We start from the raw sequence: 16807 nt of genomic DNA, 5'->3' as shown, positions 1-16807 counted from the left end.
CCTCGATTTTCTGCGTTCTTTACCAGCATTTTTATCCCCCCACACTATTATACCGCTTTCTTTTCCTCAATACGAGAAAAAGGCCACCTTTCGGTAACCTTTTTCGACAGGCTGTCACCCCGGCTTTTGCCGGGGTGTTTTTGTTCAGCTCTTTTTCTCGATGGCGCTGCGCTGCCCCTTCCGCCAGGCGGCGGGGGAGACGGCGAAGTACTGCCGGAATACATGGCTGAAGGCAGCGGCGCTGGTGTAGCCGTACTGCTCGGCCAGCTGCTGGATGGTGGCGCTGGAGCGGCAGAGCTCCCGCTCGGCCAGCTTGAGCCGGTAGAGGATAAGAAACCGGTTGGGCGAACAGTTCATGGCCTTCTGGAAGCATTTGTACAGATAGCTCTGAGAGACGTGCACCTCCTCGCAGAGCCGGTTCACCGTGAAATCGGCCGGCTCCATCCGGCGCAGCGCGTCGATACAGCGGTGCACCAGCTGGGCGCTGGGGTCTGCCAGCGCCCGCTCCAGCTCCGGGGCGGCGTTCAGCTGGCAGCGCAGCATGCCCAGCATCAGATGCTCCAGAATCAGGTGGGCGGTAAGGTGAGCGCCGGGTGCCTGCGGGTCCAGCTGGTCGATCAGATGATGGGCGGCCTGACGGTGGAATTCGTCCAGCACACCGGGCAGGCAGACCGGTGCGGAGCAGGCGAAGAGAGTGGCGAAATCCGTTTCCATGGCAGGATCCGCAAAATCGAAATAGGCGTAGCCGTATTCCATAGGCTGTTCGCCTTCGCCCGATGCGGTGTAGCGCACGAAGGGGGGCACGATGAGCACATCCCCGGGTGCCAGCAGAAACCGCAGCGCAGCGGATTCAAACCGCACCTGCCCATGGAACAGAAACACCAGCTTGTAGCTCACGCCCACGGTGGTTTTGGCCGGATGGGGCGGCGTGCTGCGAAACAGCCCCAGATGGCGGATGTCGAACCGGAAATTCTCCAGCGTTTCGCTCAGTGCGTCCCGCACGATGGGGTTGGGCCGGAAGGCCTGCATGAGCCATCACCTCCTTTTTCTTCTATCATAACAGGATATTGCCGCAGTTGGGAATGATTTTATTCGGTTTTGGGCCGAAAAGCGGATTGTGTTCAAAATTTAACAACTGATATAATCAAAGCACAGTCTGACGGCGGGAAGAACAGCGCCCGCCCAAAGACCGGCAAAACCGCGGGGCTCCAACAGCCGTCCCGCCCACAAACAGAAGGAACAACGGAGGAAACCAAATGAAACGCGTGATCGCAATGCTCATGGCGCTCTGCATGGCGGCCAGCCTGGCCGGCTGCGGCAGCACCCAGACCGCTTCGTCCGCCCCTGCTTCCAGCCAGGCTGCGTCCAGCCAGGCCCAGACCGAGGCGGAGTATGCTGCCACCGAGACCGCTGATGTGGTGATCATCGGCGCCGGCGGCGCGGGCCTGTCCGCCGCAAGTGAGGCCACCGCCAACGGCGCGGAGAAGGTCATCATTCTGGAGGTCACCGGCAAGACCGGCGGCTCGCTGAACTACACCAACGGCAGCATGGCCTGCGCCGAGAGCGTCATCCAGAAGGAGGACGGCGTGGAGGACAGCCAGGAGAGCTTCGTGCAGGACATCCTGAAGACCGGCAGCGACTTCGGCGGCAAGCCCAACGAGGCCATGGTGCGCGAGTTCGTGGCCGAGGACATCAATGCCTTCCAGTGGCTGTGGGACAACGGCCTGAGCGAGTATACCTTCAATACCGACGCTGAGGGCAAGCGCGCCGTGTTCGCTCCCGAGCACGCCCTGTACTCCATTCCCCGTACTTACAAGACCAAGGCCAAGGATACCGCCAACTACAAGTCCGCCGCCCACGAGGTGATGGACAAGGTGGTGAAGGCCAACGACAAGATCGAGATCGTTTACAACACCAAGGCCATCGAGCTGCTGGCCAACGATCAGGGCCAGGTGCTCAGCGTGGTGGGTGAGGATCAGAACACCGGTGATCTGACCCGTTTTGATGCCGCCAAGGGCATCATCGTGGCCACCGGCGGCTACTCCGCCAACTCCAAACTGATGGGCAAGTACGCCGAGAACGGCGCCGACTACCTGATCGGTGGCCCCGCCACCGCGGACGGCAACGGCCTGCTGCTGATGCAGAAGGTGGGCGCTGCCCTGAACGAGGAGAGCATGAGCTACATCCCCACCTTCCCCATGGGCCTGGAAAGCGCCGACAACCCCACCACCGGCACCATCGCCTCCACCTACACCTGGAAGGCCGGCGGCATCGTGGTGAACCAGAACGGCGAGCGCTTTGTGAACGAGTGCGAGTCCAATCCCTCCGTGCGTGAGGTGGCTCTGGAGGAGCAGCCCGGCGCCGTGCAGTACGACATCTACACCGACAAGATTCTGGAGGATCTGCGGGCCAACAAGGGCGCCGGTATGTATGACCTGATGTTCGGCAGCGAGGATTCCATGGGCCACCATGTGCTGCAGGAGGCCTCCAGCCTGGAGGAGCTGGCCGAGAAGATCGGCGTGCCTGCCGAGAACCTGATCGCCACCGTGGATGCCTACAACCAGAGCGTGGAAGAGGGCGGCACCGACGAGTTCGGCCGCAGCTACGACGACAGCCGCGACACCTACAAGCTGGCCGTGAACAAGATCGAGGGCGACCACTTCTACGCCGTGCCTCTGCACGCGCTGTGCGTCATGACCCTGGGCGGCATCACCACCAACGAGCAGATGCAGGTGCTGGACGAGAGCGGCAACGCCATCCCCGGCCTGTACGCCGCCGGTGAGGTTGTGGGCGGCATCTGGGGCAAGTTCGTGTCCGGCGGTACCGGCGTGATGGGCCCCATCACCTTCGGCCGCATCGCTGCCCAGAACGTGATGAAGGGCGAGCTGGCCACCGGCTACACCGTGAAGGCTGCCTCCAACATTCTGGACGAGGAGCTGTTCGTGAAGGAGAAGGCTGCCAGCGACAGCCTGTTCGATATGAGCAGCGCCACCCTGACCGACGGCGACTACACCGCCACCGTGGACGGCCAGGAAGGCCCCATGACCGTGGCCGTGACCATTGCGGACGGCAAGATTGCCTCTGTGGAAGTGACCGAGAACAAGGAGACCGAGGCCATCGCCGGCCCCGCGCTGGAGAAGGTGCCCGCCGCCATTGTGGAGAACAACTCTCTGGATGTGGACGGCGTTGCCGGTGCCACCCTGTCCTCCAACCGCATCAAGAAGGCGGTTGCCCAGTGCCTGGAGCAGGCCGCGGGCTGATCGCCATCTCATATTGATTGCACAAACAAAACAAGAGGAGCCGCCCGGCCGGGCGGCTCCTCTTGTTTTTGTTCAGCTTTCAGCGGTTTCGGTGAAGAGGACGGTGATTGCCACGCCGGTGTCACAGCCGCTGTCCTGAAAATTCTGCCAGTCGGTGGGCACCGGATCGGAGGATTCGTCCCAGCCCAGCCGGGCCAGCAGCGGAATCTCCACCCCGGGCTCGATCACCGATTCCCCGGTCAGGGAAGAATAGCTGCATGTGCCGGACTGGCTGGTCACATCCACCGGGCAATCGGTGCCGTAGCGGCAGGTACCATCCTCCGCAAGGGTGATGTACTCCACCTTGGTGCTGGTCACATGCACCCCGAAGCGGCCTTCGGAAGCTGCCGCGCCGGGGTAGAACTGGGCCTTTTCCCAGCTGCCGTCCCGGCAGACCCAGAAGTTCATAGTGATATCGTAGGCGCCGCCGTCGGTGCGGTATTCCCATAGGGTGAGCTCGTTGTCGGTGAGCTCCAGCACCTGCCGGGTCTCTTCGCTCACCGGGGCGGCGCGCAGCTGCATGGGGGCAAGGCCCTTTTCGCAGCCGCACAGCCCGGCGGCAAGGGTGAGGGACAGCATCAGCAGAAGAAGTTTTTTCATAACGGGAACCTTTCCGGCGTGCGGCTCAGTCTTTGTCCCTGGCCCAGAAACGGAAGAAGCTGGCCATCAGGGGAATGTAGGTGGCTGCAAACACCGCCCCGGCTGCGCCAATGGCAGGCCGCTGCCAGCGGCGGGGCAGCAGAATGCCGCAGATAAGCCCCACGGAGAACAGGCAGAATTTGACCAGCGCCAGCGTTTTCCAGCTGGAAGCACGGCAGTAATCGTCGGCAACACGGAACAGTTTCATATAAGGCACCTCCCAAAGGTTCGGATAAAACAGGCGGTCTTTCTACCCTGATTGTAACCAATTTGCCCGCCCTTGGCAAGGCTGCATTGACGGGCAGCGCCCCGCCGCCGTATAATCGAAAGCAGACAAAACGCTTTTTCAGAGAGGAATGACTGTTATGGCAATCCATCAGGATCTGTTTGCTTACATCGAAAAAAGCCCCACCCCCTTCCACGCGGTGGCCGAAAGTGCCCGGCGGCTGGAGGAGGCGGGTTTCGCACCCCTGACCGAGACCGAGAGCTGGAGCCTTGTGCCCGGCGGAAAATACTATGTGACCCGCAACCAGTCCAGCCTGATCGCCTTTGTGATGCCGCAGGCCGCAGGCGCGGGCTGGCGGATGAGCGCCGCCCACAGCGACAGCCCCTCCTTTAAGGTAAAGGGCGCGGGCCAGCAGGCGGGCTTCACCATGCTGAACACCGAGGGCTACGGCGGCATGATCCGCTCGGCTTGGCTGGACCGGCCGCTGGGCATCGCGGGCCGGGTGCTGGTAAAGACCGAAACCGGCGTGGAGAGCCGTCTGGTGGATCTGGCCGGCGTGAGCGCGGTGATTCCTCATCTGGCCATCCATTTCGACCGTACCGTGAACGACGGCCACAAGTATGACCTGAAAAAGGACATGCAGGCCATCTTTGCCGGGCCGGACAAAAATGCCTGCTACACCGATCTGCTGGCAAAGGCCGCGGGCTGTGCTGCCGGGGACATTCTGGGCACGGACGTACAGCTGTACTGCAAGGACAAGGGCCAGACCGTGGGCGGCGAGGAGGAGTTCCTGCTCTGCCCGCGGCTGGACGATCTGGGCTGTGCCTGGGCCACCCTGCGGGGCTTCCTGGGCGCACCGGCGGGCCGTCAGGGCCGGGTGTGGTGCCTGTTCGACAATGAGGAGGTGGGCAGCGGCACCCGGCAGGGTGCCTGCGGCAGCTTCTTGCCGGATGTGCTGGCCCGGGCCGGGCAGGCGCTGGGCGAGAGCGAGGCCGACCGCCGCCGTGCACTGGCAAACAGCCTGCTGCTCAGCGCGGACAACGGCCACGCCATCCACCCGAACTTTGCCGAGATGAGCGACCCGGCCAGCCCGGTGCGGGTGAACGGGGGCGTGGTGCTCAAGTTCAACGCCAGCCAGAAATACACCACCAACGGCGTGACCAGTGCGGTGTTCCACAGCCTGTGCGATGCGGCGCAGGTGCCGGTGCAGGAATACTACAACCGGCCCGATCTGCCCGGCGGCTCCACTCTGGGCAATCTGCTGGGCGCACAGGTGAGCGTGCCCATGGCGGACATCGGCCTGCCCCAGCTGGCCATGCACTCCTGCGTGGAGCTGACCGGCGCGAAGGACGCCCAGTGGCTGGCGGACGCCTGCGCCGCCTGGTTCCGTGCAGAGATTCGCTGCACCGGCGACGGCTGCTATCAGGTGGCCCTGTGACCGGCGAAACCCGGGCCCGGCTGGCTGCACAGGCAGACCCGGCCTACCGGGCGTTTCAACACAAGCTGATGCCCGGTGTGGAAAACTATCTGGGCGTGCGGCTGCCGCTGCTGCGCAAGGCTGCCGCCCGACTGGCAAAGGAGGACTGGCGCGCCGAGCTGGCCGCGCCGGACGAGACCTTTGAGGAAGTGCTGCTGCGGGGCATGCTCATCGGCAAGGCAAAAATGGACCTGGCCGAGCGGCTGGAGCTGGTGCGGCAGTTCGTGCCCTGCATCGACAACTGGGCGGTGTGCGACAGCTTCTGCGCCGGGCTGCGGGAAGCGAGAGTATACAAAGAGGAATATTTTAGCTTAATTCAACAATATACCGGTTCGGCGCGGGAGTTCGAGGCCCGGTTCGCGGCGGTGCTGCTGCTGACCCACTTCAACCGGCCTGAGGAACTGGAGCGCTGCTTTGCAGAGTATCAGCGCATCCGCCAGCCGGATTACTATGCCTGGATGGGTGTGGCCTGGGGCTACTCGGTGTTCGCGGTCACGGATTTTGACCGGACCATCGCCGCCATGGAGAGGGCAGAGCTCCCGGACGAGGTGTGGAACAAGGCCCTGCAGAAGATGCGGGAAAGCTACCGGATTACGCCGGAGCAGAAAGAGCGGGCGGCGCAGCTCAAGCGCGGCCAGAGGGGGAGAAAACAGCATGAGTGAAACCGGGCGGTTTGCCCCCAGCCCCTCCGGGCGGATGCATCTGGGGAATCTGATGTGCAGCCTGCTGGCCTGGCTGAGCGCCAGGCAGGCGGATGGCCGGGTGGTGCTGCGCATTGAGGATCTGGACAAAGCCCGCTGCCCCCGGGTGTATGCGGATCAGCTGGAAGCGGATCTTGCCTGGCTGGGCCTTGTGTGGGACGAGGGCGGCTCGAAAGGCGGGCCGGACGGCCCCTACTACCAGAGCCAGCGGGACGAAATCTATCTTTCTTATTTTGAAACACTGGAAAAGCAGGGCCTTGTGTATCCCTGCTTTTGCAGCCGTGCCCAGCTGCACGCCGCCAGCGCCCCCCACCGGGAGGACGGCACGCCGGTCTACCCGGGCACCTGCCGCCGGCTGACGGAGGCCCAGCGCCGGGAGAAGGCGGCACAGCGCAAGCCTGCCATGCGGCTGGTGGTGCCGGACGAGACGGTGGAATTTACCGACGGCCATCTGGGCCTTTATCGGGAGAACCTGAAAACCGACTGCGGCGATTTTGTGCTGCGCCGGTCGGACGGGGTGTTTGCCTACCAGCTGGCCGTGGTGGTGGATGACGCGCTGATGGGAGTCACCCAGGTGGTGCGGGGGGCGGATCTTTTGGAGAGCACCCCGCGCCAGCTGTATCTTTACCGGCTGCTGGGTCTGCCCGCGCCCCGGTTTTACCACCTGCCCCTGCTGCTGGCGTCGGACGGGCGACGGCTTTCCAAACGGGACGGGGATGTGAGCCTGGAGCAGCTGCAAAGCCGCTACACCGCACCCGAAATCATCGGGCGGCTGGCCTTTCTGGCCGGGCTTCTGGAAACGCCGGAGCCGGCCACGCCGCAGGAGCTGCTGGCGGTGTTCGACTGGGCAAAGGTGCCCCAGACCGACATCCGCCTGCCGGAAGGGCTGTTCTGACCCGGGACGGTGAAGGTGGCCTTTTGGGGCGAAAGGGTGTAAAATAAAACCATATCCCACAAGACACCGGGGCGGGCAGCGCCCCATACAAGCAAGGAGAACCAAATGATCTTGGATGCAAACGAACGGGAGCGGCTGGCCCGTCAGGCGCAGGAGCTGTTCCTGACCCAGCCCACCGATTATGCGGCGGCGGTGCCGGCGCTGCGTCAGGCGGCGGCGCTGGGCGACGTGTGGTGCCTGTGCACCCTGGGCTGGTGCTGCGAATTCGGTAAGGGCACCGAGCTGGATCTGCCCCAGGCGGCCTGGCTTTACCGGCAGGCGGCGGACAAGGGCTACCCGCCCGCCCAGTGCAATCTGGCGGTGCTGCACATCACCGGCAAGGGCATGGCGCCGGATCCGGCGCAGGGAGCCTACTGGCTGGAAAAGGCCGCGGCCCAGGGCTTTGCCCGGGCCCAGTACCTGCTGGGCACGCTGTATCAGGATGGCCGCGGTGTGGAGAAGGATCAGAAGCGTGCCGCCCGTCTGTTTGGCGACGCGGCCTTTCAGGGCTATGCCGCCGCCCAGTTCAGCCTGGGCGTATGCTACGAGCGGGGCCGGGGCGTGGAACGCAATTTTGAGACTGCGCTGCACCAGTACCAGCTGGCGGCGGCGCAGGGCCACATTGCCGCGGTGTACAACGCGGGCTATTTTTACGAGATGGGCCTTGGCACCGACCGGGACCCGGTGAAGGCGGCGCAGATGTATGCCCGGGCGGCCGAGGCCGGCGATTCCGACGGCCAGTGCAGCCTTGCCTGGTGCTACGACACCGGCACCGGCGTGGAGAAGGATCCCCGCAAGGCGGTGGAGCTGTATCAGAAGGCGGTGGATCAGGGCCATCTGCGGGCCATGCACAATCTTGCCTGGTGCTATCGGATGGGTCAGCCCGGCGCGGACGGGCCGGACCGGAAGGAAAAGGCGGTGGAGCTGTTCCGCCGTGCGGCCAGTCAGGGCTACATGAGCTCGGTGTGTGATTTGGGCATCTGTTATCAGGAGGGCTGGGGCGTGCCCCAGGATCTGGACAAGGCGCTGGAGCTTTACCGGCAGGCGGCCGGGCGGGGCCTTGCCAAGGCCATGAACTGCCTGGGCGAGTGCTACTGGCGGGGCGAAGGCGTGGAGCTGAACCTGCAGACTGCACTGGAATGGTTTGAAAAGGGCGCAGCCGGCGGCAATCCGGAAGCCCAGTTCAATGCGGCCTGGTTCCTGGATGAGGGGCTGGCCGGTGAGGCGGATCACGCCCGGGCGGTGAAGTGGTACGAGGCCCTGCTCAAGCAGACCCTGCCCGAGCGGGAGTGCTGGCGCAACGGCGTGAACAATCTGGGCGAGTGCTACCGCTATGGCCGGGGCGTGGAAAAGAATCTGGATATGGCGGAAAAGCTCTACCGGCTTGCGGGCGAGAGCGGCAACGACATGGCCTGGTTCAACCTGGGCGAGATGTACCATCAGGAAAAGGGCGACCCGGTGGCCGCGGCGGGTTATTACCGCATCGGCGTGGAAAAATGCGCCGAGGGCGGCGACTGTGCGCTGGCGCTGGCCCTGCTGTATGAGAGCGGTCAGGGCGTGGAGCGAAATGAGGACAGAGCGGTGGAGCTGGCCCGGCTGGCGCTGAAGCGGGCCGGGGGCGACGAGCAGGTAATCCGGGACGCCACCGCCCTGCTGGATCGGCAGGGCGCCCAGCACTGAGGCGCCAACAGCAAAGGAGCGAAAATCAATGAATAAGGAAGAAATGCTGGCGTTTGCCCGCGCCCGGCTGAAGCCGGTGACCTGCCTGGATCAGGTGGAGGTGCTGGCCTGTGAGCCGGGGTTGGCCCGGATTCAGGCCCCGGTGACCGACCACGCGAAAAACGCCTTCGGCAATGCCCACGGCGGCTGGCTGTATACCCTGTGCGACAGCTGCAGTGGTCTGGCTGCCTGCGCGGGCGGGTATGCCCATGTGACGCTGCAGGCCAGCATGAACTATCTGGCGGCGGGCCGCCCCGGCGATCTGCTCACCGTGGAGGCGGTGAGCGAGCATGCCGGCCGCAGCACCTGCGTGAACCGAGTGACCATCACCAATCAGGAGGGCAGGCTGCTGGCCACCGCCAGCTTCACCATGTTCCGGCTGGAGGAGAAGGTTCCGGGGCTGGGCTGAGCACCGTCTTGCGTTATTTGACGTAAGAAAAGAGCATCGGTTTGTGCCAGAAGTGGCCAACCGATGCTCTTTTTTGTTGGGTTTAAAAGTGCAGGCCCAGCAGCCCGCCGATCACAAGGCCGGGCGCGGCCCAGTCCGCCTGCCAGAAGGCCTCATCCACCGCACGCAGATTGTCCGGCGCATACTCGATTTCCCGGGAATAGTCCTTTGCGGCGAGGATCAGCGCGGCGCGTGACTCGGCGGCATCTTCGCCCGCCAGCAGCGGGATCAGCAGCGCCGCCGCGATGGCATGCAGCGGGCCGCACAGGGCATCCCCCTGCCGGGCGGCGGGCAGAAAATAGCGGTAGAGCATGTAGTGGGCTGCGTTCGCCGCCGCCTGCTCCTGCTCCGGGCTTTCCCACAAGGGGCGGGCCAGCCGGTGGGGCAGCGCCTTGCGCAAAGCGGCCAGCCGCTCCGGCCAGTGGGCATGGTTGGGGGATAGGCTCTCCAGCATCTCCAACAGCGGGACAAGAAATTCCGAAAGGTCTGCTTCGGGAATGGCTTCGGTGAGCTGATCGATCAACCCCGGCCAGCCGGTCTGGTCGCCGTAAAACGCCGCCAGTGCAAGGGCCGCATCCGCCACCAGCCGGGTTTCGGTGCAGCCTTCGGCGGCTGCCTGCTGTGGCGCGGCGTCCATCCAGTGCTGCAGATCCTGCCCCAGGGCAGCCAGCAGCGCCAGCCGGTGGGCAAGGGGCAGGGAGGGCTCCGCAAGAATGGAGAAGGCGGCCTCGCGCACCGCCCGCAGCCCGGCCAGCAGCTCCGGGTCCAGTTCGGTGTCGGGGTCCGGGGCTTCCGGCGTTTCGCGGCAGAGCAGCCGGGGCGGGGCGGAGAAGAGGATCAGCCGGGCGGCTTCCTCACAGCTCAGACCCAAGCCGCTTTCCTTTTCCGTTCCGAACCAGTTGTGGAACCGGGGGTGCTGGTCGCAGATGGCGCAGAGGTGGCTTTCGCCCAGCTGACGGTAGATGTCGCACAGGTTCTCTTCGTTCAGAAAGGGGCAGCGGCCGCTTTTGGTCAGGGCGAAAAAGGGCGGGTCGCCGGGCTGGATGGCCGCCCGCAGCCGGTCGCCAAAGGCGCCGGGCTGGGACTGGTAATCCGCCAGCGCGGCCGGGTCGATGCCGATCTCCCAGCCGATGCAGCAGTTGTCGGTGCAGCGGGAGGCGATGCACCGGAACCGGTCGTAATAGTCGGGTACGGTGAGCCGCATGGGGTCCTCACTCCTTTTCAAAGGTGTTCAGCAGGTCCAGGAATTCCTCGCCGTACTGTTCGCATTTGCGCACGCCCACGCCGGGCACCTCCAGCAGCTGCTCCCGGGTCTTTGGCAGATGGGCGCACATGGCCCGCAGGGTGGCGTCGGTGAATACCACGAAGGCGGGCACGCCCGCCTGCCGGGCCAGCTTGAGCCGCAGGTCCTTCAGCTGCTGCAGATGATCCGCATTCAGGTCCTTTTCCTCGATGGCCTTCAGTTTTGCCGCGTTCTTCGCCGCCAGCTTCACCACCGAGGCTCGCTGCAGGTCGGGCCGGCAGACCGAGCAGGCGCCGCAGCCCTCGCGGCCGGTGCGCTGGCCGAAGTATTTTAAAATCTCGCCCCGCAAACAGTAGCGGCTGTGGCAGTAAAAGGTCATCTGGCGCAGCCGGTCCTTCTGGCGCAGAATCTGGGTTTCCACCTCCTCCGGGCTGGCCCCGGTGGCGGGTTCGCTGTTGTCGATGAGAAAATTGCCGGTGCGCACGTCCCCGGCGGAGTAGAGCAGGATGCAGTCCGCGTCCTGACCGTCCCGCCCGGCGCGGCCCGCCTCCTGATAATAGCTTTCCAGATCCAGCGGCATGTTGTAGTGGATGACGAAGTTCACGTTGGATTTGTCGATGCCCATGCCGAAGGCGTTGGTGGCCACCATCACCCGCACCTGATCAAACAGAAAGGCCTCCTGACTGCGCTGGCGCTCCTCCGGGGGCATGCCCGCATGGTAGCGGGCCACCGGGATGTTCTGGCCGTCCAGCTTTTCATACACCTCGTCCACCTTTTTGCGGGTGGAGCAGTACACGATGCCGGTGGCCTGGGGCCGGTCGTTCAGGTAGGCCAGCAGGCAGGGGAACTTCTCCCGCTCCTCCATCCGCTGCACCTCGAAAAACAGGTTGGGCCGGTCGAAGCCGGTGGTCAGCTCCAGCGGCTGGCGAAGGGCCAGCAGCTGGCGGATGTCGTCCTTCACCCGCTGGGTGGCGGTGGCGGTGAAGGCCCCCACCGGCGGGCGCTGGTTCAGCTGGTCCACAAACTGGCGGATCTGCAGGTAGCTGGGCCGGAAGTCCTGCCCCCACTGGGAGACGCAGTGGGCCTCGTCCACACACAGCAGCGAGATCTGCACACTGTGGGAAAACCGCAGAAAGCCCGGGGTTAGCAGCCGCTCCGGGGCCACATACACGATCTTGTACATGCCGTCGCAGGCGTTGGCCAGCGCCTTGCGGCACTGGTTCTCGGTGAGGGAGGAGTTGATGTAGGCCGCCCGCACGCCCATCTGGATCAGCGCCTGCACCTGATCCTGCATCAGGCTGATCAGCGGGCTGACCACCACGGTGATGCCGGGCAAAAGCAGCGCCGGCAGCTGGTAGCAGATGGATTTGCCCGCGCCGGTGGGCATCACCGCCAGCACGTCCCGGCCGGCGAGCAGAGCCTCCACCACCTCCTGCTGGCCGGGGCGGAAGGCATCGTAGCCGAAAATATCCTTCAATGTCCGGTGCACCCGGACTTGCTCCTGATTCATGAAAACACCTCAGTTGGGGATGAGTTAAAACGTTCGGAATCTATTATAGCAGATTTTGCGATGGAGCGGGCACAGGCAAAAGGGCCGCTGATGGTTCAGCGGCCCTTTTGTCATGGTTCGTATGAAATGGGGAGAAAAAGGTCAGTTCAGGCTGGCCCAGTCCCGGCGCAGGAACAGCCAGGTGATCACGGGAACCAGCAGGCTGCCCACCAGCGACATGAGGATGGACACCAGCAGGCCGGGCTGGCCCAGGCTGCCCAGCACAGCCACAAAGAAGGAAACCACACAGCAGCAGCACATCAGGGTGAAGCCCGCCTTCTTTTTGGCAAACAGCACCATGCACAGGCCGGCCAGGGAAACAATGGCCACGATCACGGAGGGCCAGCGGCCGAAGCAGGCGTTCATCACGGTGGTGGCGGCGCAGAGCACCAGAGCAAACCAGAGCCAGATCTTGGTGGAAGTTTTCATGTTACATTCTCCTTTTCTTATGCAGGGCCCCGGGGCGGGGCCGGTAGTGGGCACGGCGTGGGGAAAGTCCGCCGTGCGATTGATTTATCTGACATAGTCAAGTATATTCATAATACCTGATAAAGTCAACTAATTTTTTCGGAAAAGAACTGATTTGAACACAGGGGAGGACGATTGTGCAAAAATGGCGCAAAAAAGCCCCCGTTCCCGAAGGAATGGGGGCAAAATGATGGATTTACAGCATGGACAGCGCTGCCAGACGCTTTTCCATGGCTTCGTAATAGATGGAATGGGTAAGAGCGGTGTCCCGGGTGATGCGGCCCTGCTGGTAAAGGCGCAAAAGGCTTGTGTCCATGGTGCACATGCCCTCGGCGGAGCCGGCCTGAATGGCGGCGTCCAGCTGGTGGGATTTTGCTTCCCGGATCATGTTCTTGATGGCCGGGTTGGTGTACATCACTTCAAAGGCCACGGTCTGGCCGCCGTCCACCGTGGGAACCAGCTGCTGGCTGATTACCGCCTGCAGCACCATGGAAAGCTGAATGCGCACCTGATGCTGCTGGCTGGCGGGGAAGGAGTCCACGATGCGGTCCACGGTGCTGGCTGCGCCGGTGGTGTGCAGGGTGGAGAAGAGCAGCTGGCCGGTCTCGGCGGCGGTCATGGCCACCTCGATGGTTTCATGGTCCCGCATCTCGCCCAGCAGAATCACATCCGGGCTTTCTCGCAGTGCACTGCGCAGCGCCCGCACATAGCTGGGGCTGTCGCTGCCGATCTCCCGCTGGGTCACGATGCACTTCTGGTGCCGGTGGATGTATTCGATGGGGTCCTCCATGGTGATGATGTGACCCTCCCGGTTGCGGTTGATGGAGTCGATCAGGCAGGCCAGTGTGGTGGATTTGCCGCTGCCCGCAGGCCCGGTGACCAGCACCAGCCCCTTCAGCTTTTTCGCCGCGGCCATCACCTGCTCCGGAATGCCCAGTGCATCCGGGTCGGGCAGGCCGAACTGGATCACCCGCAGCACCACCGCAAGGCTGCCGCGCTGGTGCAGCACGTTGGCCCGGAAGCGGCCCAGATGGGGAATGGCGAAGGAGAAGTCATCGTCCGCGTCCTCGGCGGCGCAGCGGTTCACGTCCCGCCCGCACAGCGCGTAGATGCCTTCCACCAGATGGGCGGTGTCGGCGGGGGTGAGCATCTCGTCCTCCCGCAGTTGGCGGCCGTTGACCTTATAGGTCAGCGGAAGGCCGGCCACCACAAAAATATCCGATGCCCGCACCTCAATGGCGCGGCGCAGAACAACTTCCATCTCCATAAAACAAACCTCCTGTTTGAACCGGGGGATTTTTCAAATGTTCCGAAAATCATGCGGGTCAGAAGCTGCCGTCCCACAGCTGGGGGCCGGTGTCAAAATCCCGCTGCTGGCCGTACTGCCAGCGGGTCAGGGTATAACGGCCGGGGCCCTGCGGCGTGGGAAGCGCGGCAATGGTCAGGGTGCGGCCCTCCTCGCCGGTGAGGGTCACGGTGATTGCGCCGCCCTCGCCGGTCTGGCCCAGAGCGGCGGCATCCTGCCCGGCGGCAAGGGCAGCATCCAGCCGGGCCAGCCACTGCTGGCCCTCGTTTTCCAGCACGGCGTCCTGGGAAAAGCGCTCCAGCGATTTTTCCGCCAGCGAAAGATCCGCCTGCGCCGTGGTGAAGGAAAGCACGGCCAGCACGGCCAGGCACACCGCGGTCAGCGCGATCAGCAGGGTGAGCGCGCCGGTGCGGATGGGGGGAACGGTATGACGCTCCACGCAAACTACCTCCTTACAAAACAGGCTTCGGCGGCCGTTCAGGCCCCGGGCAGATAATGGTCGAACGTGCCCTCATACAGCGGCTGACCGCCGCTGTCGGCAAGGCGCAGGGTGAGCCGGGCCATCTGCCCGGCGTCGGAGGATGTCTGCTCCAGTGTAAGCTCCAGAAAATAGGCCCCGATGGGGTCAGGCAGGCCCTGTGCATCCACGGTCAGGGAAACCGGCTGGCCGTCGGCGGGCGGCTCCGAAATGCCTGCCAGCTGCCAGAACTGCTCCGCAGAATCGCTGGCGTAAAAGCTTTCGCTCACGTTCTGGGCAATCTGCTGGGCCGCGGTGAGCGCTTCGGCCTGAGCCGAACGCATCCGGGCGGCGGCGAACAGCCGCACCAGCACGGCGCTGAGGGCCAGCACAAAGAGGGTGAGCAGCAGCGCCTCAACAAAGAACGCGGTGTTTTTGCGGTGTTTCATGGTTCATTCTCCCTTTTCACAGCGCAGAGCCACCCGTGCGGTGCCCTGATCCGTGGTCAGCACAAGCAGCCGTTGCTGCAGCTGCGCGTCGAACCGGGTGCAGGCGCACACAGGCTGGGCGTTTTCCGGCGAGGGCTCGCTGCCAGAAGGGGCGTATTCCTCCACCAGCTGCTCCTGCCACAGATAAATCCGGGTCTCGTATCCGCTGTCCGGCTCCGCCAGCACCAGCATCACGCCCTCCGGCCCGTCCTCCAGCCGCAGGCTGTTTTCCGCGTCGGCGGCGCGCACGCTGGTGGTGAGATAACGCAGGCTGGCCCGGGCGGCGTTGTTGGCAGTCATGGACCGGGTCACGCCGCCGTAAAGGCCGCTGCCCAGAGCCATCAGGCCCAGCACGCAGGCCAGCATCAGCCCGAACAGGGCCATGGCCAGCACCGGCGCCAGACGGCCGGGGTCCTTGTGTTCCATCCCTCAACTCTCCTTTCCCGGGCGCTTCAGGCCCGTTCCAGCACGTTTACCTGGGGCATCAGGTTGGAGGCAAAGGCCTCGTAGGTAACGATAAAACGGTCGTGGTTTACCAACAGGCCGTAGTTTTCTTCCAGATAATCCAGGCTGGCGGGGTAGCTGCCCTCCACCGCGTAGCACTGCACTGCGGCCTGCAGCACCGCCTGCCGCAGCGCCTGGGCGCTGGCAGTGTCCAGATCGCGGCCCACCTGCCGGGAACCCAGCATCAGGCCCAGCGCGGCCAGCACCAGCACCGCCAGCAGCACGGCGGCGGTAATCAGCCGGGCGCGCAGGGAAAGCACCCGCTTGATGTGATACATCCAAACCCCTCCCTATGTATGGTTCAGCCGATGGAGCCCAGAATGCCGATGAGCGGCAGCATCACGGCCAGCAGGGTCACGCCTACCGCCAGCGTGAGGAAGGCGGCCAGAATGGGCTCGATGGAATCGATCAGCGCATCCATGGCGGCCTGCGCATCCTGGGTGAACAGCTGGCTCAGCCGGGCCAGCACCGTGTCGGCCTGGCCGCTGCGGGCGCCGCTGATGAGCATGCGGCCATACAGCGGCTCGAATACCTTCTGCTCGAACAGCGCGGTGGAAAGACCCTTGCCCTTCTGCATTTCCTCATGGCAGGCCTGCAGCTGGGCGCGCAGCCCCTGATGCTCCACCATGTCGCTGGCGGCGGTGAGGGCGGTGTCCGCGTCCACGCCGCTGGCAAGGAACAGGGAAAGGGCGCTGGCCAGCCGGGCCACCGCCAGCTTGCGGGCGGCGGAGGCGGTGAAGGGCACCACCTCAAACATCCGGGCCAGCCGGTGGGCGCCGGATGTGCTGCGGCTGAGGATCAGCCCGGCTGCCAGCGCGGCGGCCAGCAGCAGGGTAACCGCCAGCGCGGCCCAGCCCACCACATAGGCAAAGCGGATGTAGCCGTAGGAGGAGCCGGCCAGGCTTCCGGCCAGGCTCTGGTATACGCCGGTGAACACCGGCAGCACCTTGGCCACCAGCACCGCCAGAATCACAGCGGTAAGCCCCAGCAGCACGCCGGGGTAGAACACCGCGCTTTTCAGTTTTTTCTGCAGCTGGTCCTGGCTGGCATAGTGCCGGGCCAGGCTGCGCAGTACGCCGTCGGTGCGGCCGCTCACCTCGCCCGCGGCAATCATGCGCACCGCGTAGTCCGGGAACATGCCGCAGGTCTTGGCTGCCTGGGAAAGGCTCTCGCCCAGCAGCAGGGATTTCTGCATGGAGCGGGCCGCCTGCTGCAGCTGGCCGGCGCCGCTGTCCTCCGCAAGCAGGGCCGCGGCCTCGTCCGGCTGGATGCCGGCCTCCAGCATCATGGCCATGGATTCACAAAACGCGCTCACAGCCAGGCTGTTCAGTTCATTCTTTGCCATTGTG

At 64.4% G+C, this 16807-nt stretch carries 18 protein-coding genes; 6 read left to right on the top strand and 12 right to left on the bottom strand.

What is annotated here, in order from left to right:
- Positions 1–144: 144 nt before the first annotated feature.
- Complete coding sequence (locus EDD77_RS14140) at positions 145–1029, bottom strand: helix-turn-helix transcriptional regulator (protein WP_058962636.1); 885 nt, start codon at positions 1027–1029, stop codon at positions 145–147.
- Between the two features lie 227 nt (positions 1030–1256).
- Here EDD77_RS14140 and EDD77_RS14135 point away from each other — a divergent pair, with 227 nt between their 5' ends.
- Positions 1257–3260: an FAD-binding protein gene (locus tag EDD77_RS14135; protein WP_058962635.1), complete on the top strand. Its 2004-nt coding sequence runs from the start codon at positions 1257–1259 to the stop codon at positions 3258–3260.
- Positions 3261–3332: 72 nt separating this feature from the next.
- Here the strand turns inward: EDD77_RS14135 and EDD77_RS14130 are convergent, their stop codons facing one another.
- Both EDD77_RS14130 and EDD77_RS14125 read right to left on the bottom strand, forming a co-directional pair.
- Positions 3333–3899, bottom strand: coding sequence for a hypothetical protein (locus EDD77_RS14130; RefSeq protein ID WP_058962634.1), 567 nt, complete (start codon positions 3897–3899; stop codon positions 3333–3335).
- A 25-nt stretch (positions 3900–3924) separates the two neighbouring features.
- Positions 3925–4146: a hypothetical protein gene (locus tag EDD77_RS14125; RefSeq protein WP_058962633.1), complete on the bottom strand. Its 222-nt coding sequence runs from the start codon at positions 4144–4146 to the stop codon at positions 3925–3927.
- A 157-nt stretch (positions 4147–4303) separates the two neighbouring features.
- On the opposite strand from EDD77_RS14125, the gene EDD77_RS14120 reads away from it, so the two are divergent.
- From EDD77_RS14120 to EDD77_RS14100, 5 genes are all read left to right on the top strand, one after another.
- Positions 4304–5602 carry a M18 family aminopeptidase gene (locus tag EDD77_RS14120; RefSeq protein WP_058962632.1) on the top strand — a complete coding sequence of 433 codons (1299 nt, stop codon included), beginning with the start codon at positions 4304–4306 and terminating at the stop codon, positions 5600–5602.
- A complete protein-coding gene (locus EDD77_RS14115; protein ID WP_058962631.1) occupies positions 5599–6303 on the top strand; it encodes a DNA alkylation repair protein in 705 nt (234 codons plus the stop codon). The genes EDD77_RS14120 and EDD77_RS14115 overlap by 4 nt, the downstream gene beginning before the upstream one ends.
- Positions 6296–7237: a tRNA glutamyl-Q(34) synthetase GluQRS gene (gene gluQRS / locus EDD77_RS14110; RefSeq protein WP_058962630.1), complete on the top strand. Its 942-nt coding sequence runs from the start codon at positions 6296–6298 to the stop codon at positions 7235–7237. The genes EDD77_RS14115 and gluQRS overlap by 8 nt, the downstream gene beginning before the upstream one ends.
- Positions 7238–7342: 105 nt before the next feature.
- Positions 7343–8956 carry a tetratricopeptide repeat protein gene (locus EDD77_RS14105; RefSeq protein WP_058962629.1) on the top strand — a complete coding sequence of 538 codons (1614 nt, stop codon included), beginning with the start codon at positions 7343–7345 and terminating at the stop codon, positions 8954–8956.
- A 28-nt stretch (positions 8957–8984) separates the two neighbouring features.
- Positions 8985–9404 carry a PaaI family thioesterase gene (locus EDD77_RS14100; protein WP_058962628.1) on the top strand — a complete coding sequence of 140 codons (420 nt, stop codon included), beginning with the start codon at positions 8985–8987 and terminating at the stop codon, positions 9402–9404.
- A gap of 82 nt (positions 9405–9486) precedes the next feature.
- On the opposite strand, the gene fliB is transcribed toward EDD77_RS14100, so the two are convergent.
- From fliB to EDD77_RS14055, 9 genes are all read right to left on the bottom strand, one after another.
- The gene (fliB, locus tag EDD77_RS14095; protein WP_058962627.1) at positions 9487–10647 is read right to left on the bottom strand and encodes a flagellin lysine-N-methylase; all 1161 of its coding nucleotides are present in this window, start codon (positions 10645–10647) and stop codon (positions 9487–9489) included.
- A gap of 7 nt (positions 10648–10654) precedes the next feature.
- Positions 10655–12196 carry a RecQ family ATP-dependent DNA helicase gene (locus EDD77_RS14090; protein WP_058962626.1) on the bottom strand — a complete coding sequence of 514 codons (1542 nt, stop codon included), beginning with the start codon at positions 12194–12196 and terminating at the stop codon, positions 10655–10657.
- A 141-nt stretch (positions 12197–12337) separates the two neighbouring features.
- Positions 12338–12664, bottom strand: coding sequence for a hypothetical protein (locus tag EDD77_RS14085; protein WP_058962625.1), 327 nt, complete (start codon positions 12662–12664; stop codon positions 12338–12340).
- A 235-nt stretch (positions 12665–12899) separates the two neighbouring features.
- Positions 12900–13970 carry a type IV pilus twitching motility protein PilT gene (locus EDD77_RS14080; RefSeq protein ID WP_058962624.1) on the bottom strand — a complete coding sequence of 357 codons (1071 nt, stop codon included), beginning with the start codon at positions 13968–13970 and terminating at the stop codon, positions 12900–12902.
- A 58-nt stretch (positions 13971–14028) separates the two neighbouring features.
- Positions 14029–14448, bottom strand: a complete 420-nt coding sequence (locus EDD77_RS14075; protein WP_058962623.1) for a hypothetical protein — start codon at positions 14446–14448, stop codon at positions 14029–14031.
- 38 nt (positions 14449–14486) lie between these two features.
- Positions 14487–14915 (bottom strand): hypothetical protein, encoded by a 429-nt coding sequence (locus tag EDD77_RS14070; protein WP_058962622.1) that lies wholly within the window; start codon positions 14913–14915, stop codon positions 14487–14489.
- A gap of 3 nt (positions 14916–14918) precedes the next feature.
- On the bottom strand, positions 14919–15380 hold the full coding sequence (locus EDD77_RS14065; protein ID WP_058962621.1) for a DUF4860 domain-containing protein: 462 nt from the start codon (positions 15378–15380) through the stop codon (positions 14919–14921).
- Between the two features lie 26 nt (positions 15381–15406).
- A complete protein-coding gene (locus tag EDD77_RS18310) occupies positions 15407–15736 on the bottom strand; it encodes a hypothetical protein (protein WP_058962620.1) in 330 nt (109 codons plus the stop codon).
- 23 nt (positions 15737–15759) lie between these two features.
- Positions 15760–16803 (bottom strand): type II secretion system F family protein, encoded by a 1044-nt coding sequence (locus EDD77_RS14055; RefSeq protein WP_058962619.1) that lies wholly within the window; start codon positions 16801–16803, stop codon positions 15760–15762.
- Positions 16804–16807: the final 4 nt, after the last annotated feature.

This window comes from Allofournierella massiliensis (genome assembly GCF_004345265.1).
In the GTDB taxonomy this organism is placed as follows: Bacteria; Bacillota; Clostridia; order Oscillospirales; family Ruminococcaceae; genus Allofournierella; species Allofournierella massiliensis.
The sequence above is the reverse complement of the archived record's forward strand: the minus strand, read 5'-3'. Positions and strand labels throughout refer to the sequence as shown.